Here is a 14,123-nt window from a genome sequence, read left to right as displayed (position 1 = left end):
ACTATAGAAACTCTGATCGTGCTAGAGGCACAACTCCGGCCAGCGAGTTTGCGGCTTAGTCAGCGAAAACAACTGCCTCGAGCTTTTCCATCAGGAGGGCGAAAAGGGCGATCGCAAGCGGTACCAGAATCACAAGTGAAATCATGTTTTCCTAGTCTACTAAGCTTTATGCCATGAATTCAGCACTGTCAGCGGCCAGCGCGCCGGAGCTACGGGCACCGGAGATAAATAGGCGTTTGGCACAGGAGTATCCAGATGCGCGTTGTGCCTTGGATTATGACTCCCCGCTGCAGCTTTTGATAGCCACGGTGCTTTCTGCCCAGTGCACGGATGAGCGCGTGAACTCGGTGACCCCTGAACTCTTTTACCGCTACCCCGAGGCCGCAGATTATGCAGCAGCGCAGCGGTCGGAACTGGAGCGCATCCTGCGCCCGTTGGGTTTTCAACGAGCTAAGGCGGGACACCTTTTGGGCATAGGGGAGAAGCTGGTGGCAGATTATGCAGGCGAGGTTCCCCGCACGGTTAAGGAGCTCACCAGCCTGCCCGGCGTGGGGCGTAAAACCGCGCTGGTGGTGCTTGGAAATGCCTTTGGGATTCCGGGGCTGACGGTGGATACGCACTTCGGCCGCCTCATGCAGCGGCTCGGACTCACAGGGGAGACGACGCCGCTAAAGATTGAGCGGGACATCGCCAAGCTCCTGCCAGAAGAAGAGTGGACAATGTTTTCTCACCGCGTCATCTTTCATGGGCGCCAGGTATGCCATGCGCGCACGCCGGAGTGCGGTGCATGCGTGCTGCGGGATATGTGTCCAGCGGCTAGTGGGCGCTAGGCTTAAGGCATGAAGAACTACGTCCTTGGCACGGTGATTGCCGCGATCCTCATTGCCGTTATCGCGGTAGTGGGGGTCTCGCAATTGCGGGGTGGGGACGAAGCCGAGGAGGCAGTGCCAACCGAGGTTGCTCCGCAAGAAGTTCCGCAGCGTCCAGACTGTCCAGCCGGCACCGTAGCTGGGGTAGAGCTGGATTGCTTGGGCGGTAAGGCCACCGGAAAGCGTGCCGATGAAGGTGTGAGCGTGGTCAACGTGTGGGCGTGGTGGTGCGAGCCGTGCCGTGCGGAGCTTCCCTATCTGCAAAAGGTGGCGGAGACGCACCCAGACTGGCAGGTCGTGGGTGTGCACGCGGATAAGAACGCGGGAAACGGTGCAGCTTTCTTGAATGACGTGGGAGTGGATCTGCCGAGCTTCCAGGATGCGGATAATAAATTTTCCGGTCAGTTGAGCCTGCCAGGCGTAGTTCCGGTGACAGTGGTGCTCAAGGACGGCGAAGTGCGCAAGCAATTTGCACAGCCGTTTAGCTCCGCAGCGGAGATTGAACAGGCCGTGAAAGAGGCGATTGCGGCATGAGCCAACTTCGTCCCGAGTGCACACCAGAATGGCTCAAGCCAGCGTTGGGGGTAGATCCGAGCCAGGTGCAAGAGCTCATAGGCAACCGGCAGGCTTCGTCCCTCAATGGCACTACTGCGCAGGTGCCGGTCAAACGGGAGGCGGCTGTGCTTATGCTGCTTAGCGGCGAAAGCGCGGAGGAGGGCAGCATTTTGCTCACACACCGCTCGCCGTCCATGCGTTCTCACTCCGGACAAATTGCTTTCCCAGGCGGCCGCCGAGATCCCGGTGATACCTCGCTAGTGGATACTGCGCTGCGGGAAGCCTGGGAAGAAACGGACCTGCAGCGTAATTCCGTGACCCCATTAGAGCAGTGGAGCCAACTGCATATCCGTGCCACCGGCAATCCCGTGAGCCCGATCCTGGCGCATTGGAACCAGCCGGGGGAGGTCTATCCCGCCAGCCCTGATGAAACCGATGATGTCTTTCTCGTTCCCATCCGGGAATTGGTCGATCCACGCAATCGCTTCGTGGTGGGCTTTAGAAAATGGCAAGGACCAGCATTTCATGCCAATGGCTATGTCATCTGGGGGTTTACCGCCGGCGTGCTTTCGGCCCTCTTGCAGCACTCTGGGTGGAGTGTTCCTTGGGATAATAATTCAGTCATGGACCTGCGTGACTCCCTCAAAAACTCCCGCAATAATGAGAAGATGTCCTAACCGCTTGTGCCGCGGTACGTGTACGTCTTAACCCCCAAATAGAAAGAATCCATAGCCATGACTCCTGCGCTTATCGTTGACGGCCTGATTGTGGTCGCCGTCCTGTTGGCGCTACTTAGTGGGTGGCGCAATGGTGCCCTCGCGGCAGTTTTGGCCTCCATCGGACTGGGTGCTGGGGTAGTGCTGGGCATTGCCGTGGCACCTGCCGCATTGCGCCTGGTGGATCAGCCCTCGTTGCGCTTGCTGCTCTTGGTAGGAATTTTGGTGCTATTCGTGGGCATCGGGCAGCTCATCGGCTCCTCTCTGGGCGGCAGCGTGCGCGACCGCATGAAGGCGCGCAAGACACAGCGCCTCGATTCTGCGGTAGGCGCGGTATTTCAAGCCTTTGCCGCCTTGGTGGTTATTTGGCTGATTTCTATCCCTGTGGCCACCAACTTGGGCGGCGCGGCTGGCCAGGGGCTGCGCGATTCGCGGATCTTGGGCAACCTCAACTTGGCCGCGCCGGCGCGGGTAGCGGCGCTGCCCAATGGTGTGGCGGCGATGCTCAATGAGTCCGGTCTGCCGCCATTGGTGTCGCCGTGGCAAAACTCTATTAGCACCGAGGAGGTAGAAGAGCCGGACCCAGACGTGCAGGACCCGGAGCTGGTGCGCCGCATGCGGCCCTCCATCATTCACGTGCTTGGCGACGCCGAAGAGTGCTCCCGCCGCCTCATGGGGTCCGGCTTCGTAACGGCCGATGACTACGTGATCACCAATGCCCACGTGGTGGCCGGCACACAGACCGTGCGCCTTGATACTAAGCTGGGGCTTAAAGACGCGACCGTGGTCTACTACAACCCAGACGTGGACGTGGCGGTGTTGCATTCGCGCGACCTCGGCATCGATCCGCTGCCGTGGGCCCAGACCCCGGCCCAGACGGGCGATGATGCGATGGTCATGGGCTTCCCGCATTCCGGGCCTTTTGACGCCGAGATGGCGCGTGTGCGCGATCGCATCACCATTTCTGGTCCGGATATTTACTCCCACGGGCATGTGGAGCGCGATTCCTACACCGTTCGCGGCAATATCCAGCAAGGAAATTCCGGCGGCCCACTGGTCAATACGGCCGGCGAGGTCCTAGGCGTGGTCTTTGGCGCCTCGGTAGATGACTCTGAGACGGGCTATGCGCTCACCGCTGATGAAGTCAACAGTCAGATCGGGGACGTCGAGCAACTTACCCACCCGGTCGATACCGGTGAGTGCGTGGCCCATTAGCTATTTTCCTGGAGCCACGCCCCCAGCGTAGAGACGAACTCCGCCGGTGCTTCCACGTGAGGTAGGTTCTTCGCACCGGGCACGGTCGTGGCGGTAAAACCGTGGCGGGCGCGCAAGGCGGCGCGACGGACCACGGGATTCCACAGCCGTTGTTGGGCGTGGATGAAAAGGACGGGTCGTTCCACTGTCAGTTCCACCCAGTTCAGGGGGACAACGGCGGTGCGCATACGGTGGTTCCACAAGATTCCGCGCCGAACGCTGCCGATCCGGGAGGCGCGCAGGCGTAGATCGAGGATGCGGTCAAAGGTGGCTCCGTTAAGCGAAGGCCCCGTATCCAGCTCCAACTCCTTGCGGTAGGCGCGCGGACTAAGTAGCAGGTTCTGGGCGCGGGTAACGCGGGGTAGGCGGCACAGCAGCGAGCGCAGGTTAATCCACCCAAAATCCCACGGCCGGGCGGCAATCGCTCGGCGCAGATCCACCGGGTGGGCGGCGGAGATGGAAGCTAATCCGCGTACCCGCTCGGGGCGCTCAGCGGCTAAACACCAAGCCACCGCGCCGCCGGTATCGGCACCGACCACAAAGGCATCGTCGTGGCCCAAGGCTTGGATGAGCCCGCTGATATCGCCCACTAAGGTACGAATATCTTGCCCCGCATCGATAGGTGGCTTATCGGACATGCCAAAGCCGCGCATATCTACCGCCGCGACGTGGAAGCCGCGCTGCGCAAGCGGCGCAATGACGTCTTGATAGTCGAACCACCCACCAAAGGCGCTGTGGATGAGTACCACTAGTGGCTGCGTGCTCTCTCCCGCCGTGGCCACGTGCAGGCGGATGCCGCGGGTATGGACGAAGTCATGCGCATAAGGTCCCTCCAGCTCCACCGTTGAGGGAGGCAGGGGTGCAAAGGCCATGGTGCCGCCTTTCTATAGTTGGGGCAGAAACGGTAGAGGATAGGGGAAAGTACACAAAATCCGCCCCAGGCTAGCTAGGGCGGATAGAGGGGAGCACGACTGCGTGGCGTGCTGCGTGTGCGTGGCGCCTGCCGGTTTAGGTGTAGAGGCCGTGGGTGGTCTTTCGGTCCAGAGACTTTTGTGCCTTGCCCGGAACCAGGTTCTTGAGCTCCTTGGTGGAGTCAATGGTCTTTTGCGGCGCCTTCACCTGCTTGACGTTCTTCAGACCAACAAAGGCCAAGATGCCGGCGAGGACGATCATGATCAAGAAGACGATCAGGAACGCTGCCCAGCGGTCCAGCCAGATGGCGAGGAGCTCTGCCAGGAAGAAGAAAAAGAAGAAAGAGCTATACAGCGCGATGGTGCCAGCGCCGCCGAAGAGACCAGCGCCAATTCCGCCCTTCTTTGCGGACTCTGCCAGTTCGGTCTTAGCCAGCTCCACCTCGGAGCGTACGAGCTGGGACATCTGCTCGGTGGCGTTGGAGACCAGCTGGCCTACCGAGGTCTCGGACGAGGACGTATCCACGTCACTCAATGGGATCGAGTTCACCTTCGGTGCAAATTGATCAGTACCGTCGGTATACAGTCCATCGTTGCTCACGATTAATTCTCCTCGCGTTTATCTAAACCTTGTAATGTCCCTAATAATAATGGAATCACTATTCTCCCATGGTGCCACGCATACGTAGGGACTTCCACGGCTATCCTAATGTATATGTCAGAAATTGACGCGTTATCCCCTCTGTTTCGCCTGCCGGGGGTGAAAGAAAGTGCAGAAAAAGCCGCCGCTGCCATTGCCCGTGCACACCGCCGACCTGCAGGATTGCGAAAGTTTGAGGTCATTTCCGCCGAGTCCCTTATTCGCGGCGCCCGTTCTAGCGTGGCGCTTGATGGCTACGCCATCCCCCCACATCCGGGCCCAGAGAATGTGGAAGAAGGGCCGTTGGCCAGCGCCGTAAGCGCCTACTCTGTGGCCGCGCCGGAGCTCTTGGACACCACGGTGCGCTCCTTTGCCCGAGCGCCGCTGCAGGTTCTAGCGCGCATTGACGTCGCGGCCGGTGGCACCGGTATCCCCACCGGTGAAAGCGCGCGGCTGCAAGGGCTGGGCCGGCTTATCGCCCAGGGTAATGGTCCCGCCTTTGATCTCCTTCTACCGAGCGTGGTCCATGCCGAGATTGCCGCAGGGCAGTTTTTCGGCCCTCGCAGCGGCCTCGTCGCTCGCGTTGCTTCCCGCCTTGCCGCTGTGCATACGGGGTTTGACCCGCGCGGTTTCGCCGTGCCCGAGGTCTACTACACCCGCCACCGCGCTGAGTATGCCGATGCGGTGGATAATTACCGCACCGCGCTTGCCGACGCCCTCCTTACCTACCTCGCTGCCTGGGCAGCCGGTGGTGCAGAGGCCGACGCGATTGCGCGAGCCGCTTAAGAGGTATGCCGTGGCCCGCGCTTGGGGAAGCTGGGGCGGTCAGGGTGCTGGGCAAGCCATAGTCCGGCGCCGATAGCCGCCACGGTACCCACCAGCACGGAGGCCCCGATTCCGATTTCTTTAGCGGTCGGCGCAGGCAGGAGCGGCACTGGGTCCTTAAAGGATCGAATATCCCACTCATGGCTGATGGCGTGGCGCTTTAATTGCTTGTCCGGGTTGACCGCGACGGGGTGGCCAACTTTCTCCAGCATCGGGATATCCGTAGCGGAATCCGAATAGGCATAGCTGGCATTAAGATCAATGTTTGCTGCGGCGGCAGTGCGCTCTAGTGCTTCTGCCTTATGTGGGCCCTTGCAATAAAAGAGCACCTCGCCGGTAAAGCGTCCGTCTTTTTCTGCCAATTCGGTGGCGATGACGTGCTCGACGCCGAGCTCCTCCGCGATGATGTCTACCAGCACGGTAGCGGACGCAGAGACAATGACCACGTGGTCGCCCGCGGCGCGGTGGGCACGGATAAGTTCCCGGGCCTCGGCATAGATGGAGGGAGTGACCACGTGGTGCATGGTGTCTCGGGCGATGGAGCGCACTTCCTCCACGGACCACCCCGTGACCATCGTGGTGAGCTGATCGCGGCTAGCGTCCATGCCTTCGCTGGAGAGGCCGGAAAACATATAGCTGGCTTTCGCCAGGGAGAGCTGCAGTGCTTCGGCCGGGGAGATGAGCCCGTTGTGCAAAAACTCGCGGCCGAAGGCATAGGCCGAGGAGGTGGCGATGGTGGTTTTATCGAGATCGAAAAACGCCGCGGTGCGTGCGTGTTCGCCGCCGGCGCGACTCGTGCTAGCGGGGCGGGGAGGAAAGGATTCGCGGGAATTCGTCATGGTGTGCTGCCGAGTGTAGCCGCCCTTCGCGCTTAGTGGTGTTGAAGTGGCTGCAGTTAATGGTGGTTGGCGTGTCAATAAAGTGGGATTGGCAGCCCATGCGGGGGATAAAGTAGTGAACACGCATTCGGTGCAGGTCAGCGCCATGGCCGTGGAAAAACTGCTGTTAGCTGTTGTGGTTGGGTGGCGAACATGTCATAATAATGCGTGCAAGGCCCCGATATACTGTGCGGCCTGCCCCGGCTCACCCCCCCCGAGGCCGGGTTACTGACGGCCCGTGCGCAGACCCCCCCGATGCACGGGCCGTCACCTATATCTAGCGCCATGTGATGCGGGGTTATCCACAGGTTTTTAGTTGAAGCGGCAACCAAATCAGGGCTATACGGTGAGTTGTCGCGGGTTATCCACAGTGCCGCCGAAGAGCCCTCGCTGCGGTTGCACGGATGCTTCAGGCTATGAGACATGAACGCATTACATCCTGATTCCGCTGCCATCGTCGTTGCCGTCGGTGACGAAGCACTGCGCGCCGAGGCTATCCATGCCGCGGCTGCTACCAGCCACGATGTGCTTACCGTAACCGATCCCCGCGACGTCCCGCGCAGTCTGCCAGGCGCCTTTGCGGTCCTGGTTGATTCCCTCATGGCCCGCGTGGTGGCGGCAGCGCAACGCCCCCACTCCGCGCCTGTGCCAGTACTATTCCTTGCCGCGGACCCTGGACCGATTGACTATGAAGCGGCATTAGCCTGTCACGCGGAGAGCGCCTTTATCATTCCCGCCCAGATCAAGGAGCTGCTCGCGGGCATTGCCGCCGCGGGCACCCCGCAGGACACGCGACCGGGTAGCGCCACCATCGCCGTGGTTGGGGCGAGCGGCGGGGTGGGGGCTTCTACCTTCGCGGCCGCCTTGGCCCGCACCCAGTGCGCTGCGGATGGACGCGCCCTGCTTATCGACGCCCACGCATACTCCGGTGGCCTCGACCTCCTGCTTGGCGTAGAGGCCGAAGCGGGGGCGCGCTGGCCGGAGCTTACCGTGGGCGATGGCAGTATCGATGCCGCCGATCTCTACCGCGCGCTGCCCACTACGCCGGATGGGGTAGCGGTGCTTTCGACCGCGCGCAGTACCGTCGCGGATCCCTTCCGCCTGGAAAAGGACCTGCTCGCGCGAGTAGTGGGCGCGGCCCACGCGGGCGAAGGGCTATGCGTGGTGGATTGCACCCCGGAGACCGTTCCGGATGCGTGTACCCACGTGGTCATAGTGGTGGCCGCAGAAGTGCGCTCGGCTGCATCGGCCGCGCAACTAATTACGCGCTTCGGAGCCGCGCGGCGCAGCTGTGTGGTGGTGCTGCGGCAACGCCAGTGGGCATCGTTAAGCGCGGCGGAAGTAGAAAGCATCATCCACAGCACGGTGTTGGCAGAACTGCCAACGGCCCGGGGCCTTACGCGTGCGGTGGAAATAGGCGGCCTCCCGCAGCGCCTCCCGGCACCCTTGCGCAAGGCTGCACACGCGGTCCTCGAGGAGGTAGGCGCGTGAGTGAGCAGAAAGTAGCACAGGAAACGCTGGAAAAGATGCAGCGTATCATCGCCGTCGAGCCCGACTTGGTGCATGATGCGGCAGCCCTGGCTCGGCGCATCCGTGCAGAAGCCGGCGTGATTAGTGACGTCGCGGTACTCGACCTACTACGCCGCCTGCGCCAGGACGCCACCGGAATGGGCCCGCTTGATGCATTGCTGGGGCGAGAGGGGGTTACCGATGTCGTTGTGAACGGGCCGCATGCGGTATTCATGGACCGCGGCGAGGGCCTCGAACGCACTGACATCACCTTCCGCGATGATGGCGAAGTCCGCCAACTGGCCAGCCGGCTGGCGGCAGCCTCCGGCACGCGCCTCGATGATGCTCAACCCTATGCCGATGGCCGCGTTAGCCGCCCTGATGGCGTCGTCCTGCGCGTCCACGCCCTGCTGAGCCCGCCTGCGGTGGCCGGAACCTGCCTGAGCCTGCGCGTACTGCGCCAAGCACAGACCACCTTGCCCCAACTAGTAGACAACGGCACGGTGCCAGAAGATATCGCTACGCTGCTGCGCGCTGTGGTGGACAAGCGAGTCTCATTCCTGGTTATAGGTGGAACCGGCTCCGGCAAAACCACCTTGCTATCGGCGCTTTTGGGAACCGTCTCCGAGCGCGAACGCATCCTCGTCATCGAGGACACTGCCGAGCTCTCCCCGCACCACCCGCACTGCGTCAGCGTGGTCTCGCGTCGGGCCAATGCGGAGGGAAGCGGCGAGGTCACGATGTCACAATTGCTCCGACAAGCGCTGCGCATGCGCCCAGACCGCATCGTGGTAGGCGAGATCCGCGGTCGCGAGGTGGTCGATCTCCTCGCCGCCCTCAACACCGGACACGACGGCGGCGCCGGTACGCTCCATGCCAATTCGCTCTTTGAAGTCCCCGCCCGCATGGAGGCCCTCGCCGCCCTTGGCGGCCTGGACCGCGCGGCACTGCACTCACAACTGGCAGCGGCCGTACACATGGTGCTGACCATGGAACGCACCCCGCAGGGCCGCCGCCTTGTCCATATTGGCGTGCTCGAGGGAAACCCGGTTACCCCACGCATCATCTGGAGTGCCGAAGACGGACCGGCGGATGGCTTTGCGGAATTTTCCGCACAACTTCTGGGCGAGCGCGCCGGGGAGGCCAGCCATGCTTAGTTTCCTCCTGCTCGCCGCCGCACTGCTCCTGCCCGCGCCCTCTATCACCGGCCGCCTAGCTTCCGCAACGCGCCAGACACGAGCTAGCTCCGTGGTCATCCTGGGGGCGGTATTTTGCGGCAGCCTGGTCTTTTACTCAGTGGGTCGCATCAGCGTCGCTATCGCCGCCGCCATAATCGCCTGGTGCGTGTCCTGGTACACCAAAGACCTCGTGGCTGCGCGCACGCAGCGGCGTGGGCGCGAAGGGATGGCCGCCTATTTGGGAGTGGTCACCGCGGACCTGCGGGCAGGGGCGACCCTGGCTGGGGCGCTTGCCCGCGGGGTGGAGGCCCTGCCGGGAACTACCCCGCGGGAGGTATCCGCCGCACTGGAAGCAACGGCCGCCCTCGCTGCGCGTGGCGCGCCGCCCCACATGGCGCTCACGGATGCAGAGGATACAAAGACCCTGCCGGAGCTTTCCCGCTTAGGCCATCTGCTAGAGCTTTCCACCTACCACGGTATTGCGGTGGCCAGCTTGCTCGACCAAGCCCAAAGCCGCCTCGATGCTTCTCGACGCCACCAGCAATCCACCTCCGCTAGTCTGCAAGGCCCCCAAGCGACCGCCACGGTGCTCGCGTGCTTGCCAATAGCCGGCATCGCCATGGGCGGGGCCATGGGCGCTAACTCGCTCGGCTTTCTTTTCGGCGGCGGGTTAGGCGGCGTCCTTCTCGTGGTAGGCGCGGCGCTGGCCTGCGGCGGCTTCGCTTGGTCGCGCATCATTATTCGGAAGGCGGCTGCATGACCCCGCTCATCTTTGTGGCCTTAGCCGCCCTCGTTGGCCTCCCACCGCACACTGGCCGGCTGGCAGTTACCAGTGCGACTGAGACCACCGCCAAGACCCCGCGCGATGGCCCGAAAGCGCGTGGGGGACTGATAAGCAAGCTCAAGCCCGCAGCACCGCTGGACCCGCTGGTAGTAGCAGGTGACGTCGAACTCTTCGCAGCGTGCCTGGCCGCAGGGCTGTCCGTGCACGGAGCCGCCACCGCGGTCGCTCGCACCGCGGACGCTCAGACGCAGGACCTGTGGGAGACCGTCTCCGCGCTGCTAGGCGTTGGAGTTTCCACGCAGTCCGCGTGGGGCCATATGAAGGGCCAGGCGGGGCTGGAGGACTTAGCACAGCTTGTCATCATGTCGGGCCAATCCGGCGCCACCATTGCGGCCGGATGCCATCGAATCTGTACTTCTTTGCGCGCGGAAGCATCCGTCCACGCCACAGCACAGGCGGAGCGCGCAGGAGTATTCATTGCCCTCCCGCTGGCGGTGTGCTTCCTGCCGGCATTCATCGTTCTAGGCCTTGCGCCCGTAGTAATCAGCCTGGGCGCGCAACTTCTCTAAACCTCACTTGAAAGGACACTAATCATGCACGCACTTACTAAGTATCCCCAGCTCATCCGCAATGACGAGGGTATGAGCACCATCGAATATGCCATGGGCTCTCTAGCAGCAGCGGCGCTTGCCGGGGTGCTTTACATGGTCATCAACGGCGGCGGCGTGGTGGATGCCATCGAAGGCATCATTACCGACGCCCTCTCTAATACCCCCAGCTAGCAGCTCTACCTAACCCCAGCTGGCGGGATCATTCCCGCCGGCAGAAAGGAGGAATAATGCACAAGGTATTTGATGACGATGGCTCCGTGACCATCGAGGCCGCCTTAGCTTTAAGCTCCTTAGTCTTGGTCGCGGCGGGAATCGTGGGTGCTATTGCCACGCTGGCATCCTATATCGCCGCTGTGGACATGGCGGGCGCGGCCGCGCGTGCGCATGCCATCGGCGTCGAATACCACCCCGCGCGCGAAGATGCCCAAGTCAGCGTGGAGGAAAGCGGTGGGCTGGTGAAGGCGTCGGTAAGCGTGGAAGCCCCCATCGGCACCATGCGCTCCGAGGCAGTCTTTTCCGCCGAGGTGGGCGGAAATGAGTAAGCCGCAACGCTGGGGCGAGGAAGGCTATGCCACCATCGCCGCGGCCGGCATCATTGTCGCCATCGTGAGCCTGCTGCTTATCGTGGCGGCGGTGGGCTCGCGCGTAGCCGCACGCCACGAGGCGCAAGTGGCCGCCGACCTCGCTGCGGTCGCTGGCGCCTGAGCACTTGCTACTGGCGAGGATGCCTGCACCGCCGCGGGCGATACCGCCGCCCTGAATGGCGCCACCCTAGAAACCTGCACCGAATCCGGTCGCGACGTCATCGTCACCGCGGCAGTGCGCGGCCGCTCTACCCAGGCCAAGGCCGGGCCGGTGTGAGCCAGCGGAAGGAGGCAGCGCGGCTAGCCCTGCGTCATGGTGACCAGCGCGCCGAGTAGCTTGATAGCACCATCTTTGCTGAGCGGATTATTTCCGTTGCCGCACTTCGGTGATTGCACGCACGACGGGCAACCGGATTCGCAAGGACACGAGCGCACCGCCTCGAAGGTGGCCTCTATCCATTCGGGGAAGCGGCGGAAGCCTTCTTCAGCAAAGCCGGCACCGCCCGGATGGCCGTCATAGACAAAAACGGTGGGCAGCTGCGTATCGGGGTGCAGTGCGGTGGATACGCCGCCGATATCCCAGCGGTCGCAGGTGGCGATAAGCGGCAGTAAGCCGATGGCGGCGTGCTCGGCCGCGTGTAGGGTGCCGGGCGTATCGGAGGCCGTCACGCCCATGGCGGAAAGTGCCAGCGGATCGATGGTATAGGCCACGGCTCGGGTAACCAGGCGCTGTTCGGGGAGATCGAGGGGGATGTCGTCACCAATGGTGCCATCGGCAAGCCGCACTTGGTAACCGGTGACGCGATCGGTGACCTCTACCTCCACGTCGGCTACCCACAGGCCCGGGGAATAATTGACCAGGTTATCGGCCTCGCGCAGGATGCGGATATTCGTGGTGGAGCGCGGGGTCGTCGAATAATCCGGGGTCTCTGGGCGGGCGAGCGCCAGGTAATCGCTGAGGATGAGTTCCTCGATGACAAAACTTTCGCCTTGGTGCAGGTACACCGCGCCGGGGTGCACCTGGCTGGTGGCGCGAGCGGCATCGATGGTGCCGAGCAGGCGGCCGTCGGAAGAATCCACGATCATCACTTCCTCGCCTGACCCGCCGCGCAAGGAAACGGCGGTATGCGCCGTCTCCGGGGAGAGCTCCTCCGGCGAGTGGGCAGGAATGGGTACGGCGAACCAGCCTCGCTCGCGGCGGCGCAGCAGGCCAGACTCGGCCAGCTGATGGACCACGTCCTGGGCTCCCCAGGCAGCAATCGTGGCATCATCCAGTGGTTTTTCTACCGCAGCGCAGTAGACATGGCCGAAAAGGATATAGGGATTGGCGGGGTTGAATACGCTGGCCTCCACCGGCTTGCCCAGCAGCGCCTCGGGATGGTGGACCAGATAGGTATCCATCGGCTCATCGCGGGCGATGAGTACTACGAGCGAGCCCTGCCCGCGGCGGCCGGCGCGCCCGGCCTGCTGCCAAAAACTGGCGACGGTCCCCGGGAAGCCGGCCGTGACCACGGCATCGAGCCCACCGACGTCGATGCCCAGCTCGAGCGCGGAGGTGGTGGCGACGCCGAGCAAGGAGGCGTCGTCAAGCGCGCGCTCTAATGCACGGCGGTCCTCGGCCAGGTAACCCGCGCGGTAGGCGGCGATGCGCTGGGCAAAATCGGGCCGGCCCAAACTACCGGAGAGCACCTCGGCCGCACGCATGGCCACCACCTCGGCCGAGCGGCGCGAACGCACGAAGGTCATGGTGCGCGCACCCTCGGCGATGAAAGAGGCCATCATCTCGGCCGCTTCGGTGGTGGCGGCGCGGCGCACCGGCGCCCCGTGCTCACCCTCGGCGCCCTCGATGAAGCCTGGCTCCCACAGGGCTACGGTGCGCGCACCGGTGGGGGCGGTGTCCTCCGTAATTGCGCGGGCCGGCCGGCCGGTGAGGCGCTGTGCATGCCGGCCCGGGTCCTTCATGGTGGCCGAGGCATAGATAACCGTCGGCCGCGAGCCATAGTGCGCGCACAAGCGCAGCAGCCGCCGCAACACGAGCGCCACATTGGCGCCGAATACGCCCCGGTAGGAATGGCATTCATCGATGACGATGAATTCCAGGTGCCGCAGCAGCCGCGCCCACCGGGCATGCGCCGCCAGCAGGGACATATGCACCATATCCGGGTTGGAAAAAATGAACCGCGAATGATCGCGCACACCCGCGCGGGATTCCTGCGGCGTATCGCCGTCATAGGGCGCGGGCACCACACCCTTGAGCGCCGGAATCCCCCGGCACAGCTCCAGCACCGCCTGCAGCTGATCCGAACCCAGTGCCTTAGTGGGGGTGAGATACAGCGCGCAAGCGGTCGGCTCCTGCGCCAGCCGGCTCAAAATGGGCAGCTGGTAGCCCAGGGACTTTCCCGAAGAAGTGCCGGTAGCAATCACCGCATCCTCGCCTTCCCAGGCGGCCTGTGCGAGTTCAGCCTGGTGCCGATACAGCTTGCCGACGCCCCCTTCTACCAGCTTCTCCCGCAACTGCGGCAATACCCACTCCGGCCACTGCGCATACTGGGCGCGCTGAGGGGGCAGGGTGGTGTGAAAGGTGAGAGTGGACTCATCGAGGCGGCGCTGGATGAATTCGAGGAGCTCTGTTCCCAGGGGATTATCTGTTTCCGGGTGAGACAATTTTTACCCCCTCGTGGGTTTGGTCTATCGCTTTGGCGTGGAACGTGTCACACTGATATAAGGCCAATGATGTCTTGGTGCGGTGTTTACACTTTAAGGTACTGCTAAAGGACGCATTTACCGAACCCCCTTGGTGCGGAATCGC

At 63.1% G+C, this 14,123-nt stretch carries 15 protein-coding genes and 1 pseudogene; 12 read left to right on the top strand and 4 right to left on the bottom strand.

Annotated elements, in window-relative coordinates; all coding sequences use genetic code 11:
* The first annotated feature begins 173 nt into the window (after window positions 1-173).
* From nth to RAE07_RS04790, 4 genes are read left to right on the top strand one after another with little or no spacing between them, the layout of a single operon-like run.
* Window positions 174-830, top strand: a complete 657-nt coding sequence (gene nth, locus RAE07_RS04805) for an endonuclease III (protein ID WP_316330939.1) — start codon at window positions 174-176, stop codon at window positions 828-830.
* Between the two features lie 9 nt (window positions 831-839).
* Entirely contained in the window at window positions 840-1,403 is a 564-nt protein-coding gene (locus RAE07_RS04800) for a TlpA family protein disulfide reductase (protein ID WP_316330940.1), read from the top strand.
* Window positions 1,400-2,101 (top strand): NUDIX hydrolase, encoded by a 702-nt coding sequence (locus tag RAE07_RS04795; RefSeq protein ID WP_023020414.1) that lies wholly within the window; start codon window positions 1,400-1,402, stop codon window positions 2,099-2,101. Before RAE07_RS04800 ends, RAE07_RS04795 begins: the two co-directional genes overlap by 4 nt.
* 57 nt (window positions 2,102-2,158) lie before the next feature.
* Window positions 2,159-3,355: a MarP family serine protease gene (locus RAE07_RS04790; protein ID WP_316330941.1), complete on the top strand. Its 1,197-nt coding sequence runs from the start codon at window positions 2,159-2,161 to the stop codon at window positions 3,353-3,355.
* Here the strand turns inward: RAE07_RS04790 and RAE07_RS04785 are convergent.
* Entirely contained in the window at window positions 3,352-4,266 is a 915-nt protein-coding gene (locus RAE07_RS04785; protein WP_239204827.1) for an alpha/beta fold hydrolase, read from the bottom strand. The genes RAE07_RS04790 and RAE07_RS04785 overlap by 4 nt on opposite strands.
* 136 nt (window positions 4,267-4,402) lie before the next feature.
* Window positions 4,403-4,906, bottom strand: a complete 504-nt coding sequence (locus RAE07_RS04780; RefSeq protein WP_023020417.1) for a phage holin family protein — start codon at window positions 4,904-4,906, stop codon at window positions 4,403-4,405.
* A gap of 108 nt (window positions 4,907-5,014) precedes the next feature.
* On the opposite strand from RAE07_RS04780, the gene RAE07_RS04775 reads away from it, so the two are divergent.
* Window positions 5,015-5,731: an oxidoreductase gene (locus RAE07_RS04775; protein WP_316330942.1), complete on the top strand. Its 717-nt coding sequence runs from the start codon at window positions 5,015-5,017 to the stop codon at window positions 5,729-5,731.
* Here the strand turns inward: RAE07_RS04775 and RAE07_RS04770 are convergent.
* Window positions 5,728-6,609: an HAD family hydrolase gene (locus tag RAE07_RS04770; protein ID WP_316330943.1), complete on the bottom strand. Its 882-nt coding sequence runs from the start codon at window positions 6,607-6,609 to the stop codon at window positions 5,728-5,730. The two genes, RAE07_RS04775 and RAE07_RS04770, sit on opposite strands and share 4 nt — an antisense overlap.
* 462 nt (window positions 6,610-7,071) lie before the next feature.
* Here RAE07_RS04770 and ssd point away from each other — a divergent pair, with 462 nt between their 5' ends.
* From ssd to RAE07_RS04735, 7 genes and pseudogenes are all read left to right on the top strand, one after another.
* Window positions 7,072-8,139 carry a septum site-determining protein Ssd gene (gene ssd / locus RAE07_RS04765; RefSeq protein ID WP_317001424.1) on the top strand — a complete coding sequence of 356 codons (1,068 nt, stop codon included), beginning with the start codon at window positions 7,072-7,074 and terminating at the stop codon, window positions 8,137-8,139.
* Entirely contained in the window at window positions 8,136-9,314 is a 1,179-nt protein-coding gene (locus RAE07_RS04760) for a TadA family conjugal transfer-associated ATPase (protein ID WP_316330945.1), read from the top strand. Before ssd ends, RAE07_RS04760 begins: the two co-directional genes overlap by 4 nt.
* On the top strand, window positions 9,307-10,095 hold the full coding sequence (locus RAE07_RS04755; protein WP_317001423.1) for a type II secretion system F family protein: 789 nt from the start codon (window positions 9,307-9,309) through the stop codon (window positions 10,093-10,095). Before RAE07_RS04760 ends, RAE07_RS04755 begins: the two co-directional genes overlap by 8 nt.
* Window positions 10,092-10,688: a type II secretion system F family protein gene (locus RAE07_RS04750; RefSeq protein WP_317001422.1), complete on the top strand. Its 597-nt coding sequence runs from the start codon at window positions 10,092-10,094 to the stop codon at window positions 10,686-10,688. Before RAE07_RS04755 ends, RAE07_RS04750 begins: the two co-directional genes overlap by 4 nt.
* Before the next feature lie 24 nt (window positions 10,689-10,712).
* The gene (locus RAE07_RS04745; RefSeq protein ID WP_023020425.1) at window positions 10,713-10,901 is read left to right on the top strand and encodes a DUF4244 domain-containing protein; all 189 of its coding nucleotides are present in this window, start codon (window positions 10,713-10,715) and stop codon (window positions 10,899-10,901) included.
* Window positions 10,902-10,957: 56 nt separating this feature from the next.
* Entirely contained in the window at window positions 10,958-11,272 is a 315-nt protein-coding gene (locus RAE07_RS04740; protein ID WP_317001421.1) for a hypothetical protein, read from the top strand.
* Window positions 11,265-11,591 (top strand): annotated as a pseudogene (locus RAE07_RS04735) (Rv3654c family TadE-like protein). The gene RAE07_RS04740 and the pseudogene RAE07_RS04735 overlap by 8 nt, the downstream one beginning before the upstream one ends.
* Before the next feature lie 23 nt (window positions 11,592-11,614).
* On the opposite strand, the gene sftH reads toward RAE07_RS04735, so the two are convergent.
* Window positions 11,615-13,978: a DNA 3'-5' helicase SftH gene (sftH, locus tag RAE07_RS04730; protein ID WP_317001420.1), complete on the bottom strand. Its 2,364-nt coding sequence runs from the start codon at window positions 13,976-13,978 to the stop codon at window positions 11,615-11,617.
* Between the last annotated feature and the right edge of the window lie 145 nt (window positions 13,979-14,123).

The organism is Corynebacterium nasorum (assembly GCF_032821635.1).
GTDB classification, from domain to species: Bacteria; Actinomycetota; Actinomycetes; order Mycobacteriales; family Mycobacteriaceae; genus Corynebacterium; species Corynebacterium kefirresidentii.
Note: the sequence above shows the minus strand (reverse complement) of the source record. Positions and strands in the feature narration are given on the sequence as shown.

Coding starts and splice junctions, on each gene's coding strand:
- nth (WP_316330939.1), top strand. CDS start 174: ATGAATTCAGCACTGTCAGCGGCCAGCGCGCCGGAGCTACGGGCACCG.
- RAE07_RS04800 (WP_316330940.1), top strand. CDS start 840: ATGAAGAACTACGTCCTTGGCACGGTGATTGCCGCGATCCTCATTGCC.
- RAE07_RS04795 (WP_023020414.1), top strand. CDS start 1,400: ATGAGCCAACTTCGTCCCGAGTGCACACCAGAATGGCTCAAGCCAGCG.
- RAE07_RS04790 (WP_316330941.1), top strand. CDS start 2,159: ATGACTCCTGCGCTTATCGTTGACGGCCTGATTGTGGTCGCCGTCCTG.
- RAE07_RS04785 (WP_239204827.1), bottom strand. CDS start 4,266: ATGGCCTTTGCACCCCTGCCTCCCTCAACGGTGGAGCTGGAGGGACCT.
- RAE07_RS04775 (WP_316330942.1), top strand. CDS start 5,015: ATGTATATGTCAGAAATTGACGCGTTATCCCCTCTGTTTCGCCTGCCG.
- RAE07_RS04770 (WP_316330943.1), bottom strand. CDS start 6,609: ATGACGAATTCCCGCGAATCCTTTCCTCCCCGCCCCGCTAGCACGAGT.
- ssd (WP_317001424.1), top strand. CDS start 7,072: ATGAACGCATTACATCCTGATTCCGCTGCCATCGTCGTTGCCGTCGGT.
- RAE07_RS04755 (WP_317001423.1), top strand. CDS start 9,307: ATGCTTAGTTTCCTCCTGCTCGCCGCCGCACTGCTCCTGCCCGCGCCC.
- RAE07_RS04750 (WP_317001422.1), top strand. CDS start 10,092: ATGACCCCGCTCATCTTTGTGGCCTTAGCCGCCCTCGTTGGCCTCCCA.
- RAE07_RS04745 (WP_023020425.1), top strand. CDS start 10,713: ATGCACGCACTTACTAAGTATCCCCAGCTCATCCGCAATGACGAGGGT.
- RAE07_RS04740 (WP_317001421.1), top strand. CDS start 10,958: ATGCACAAGGTATTTGATGACGATGGCTCCGTGACCATCGAGGCCGCC.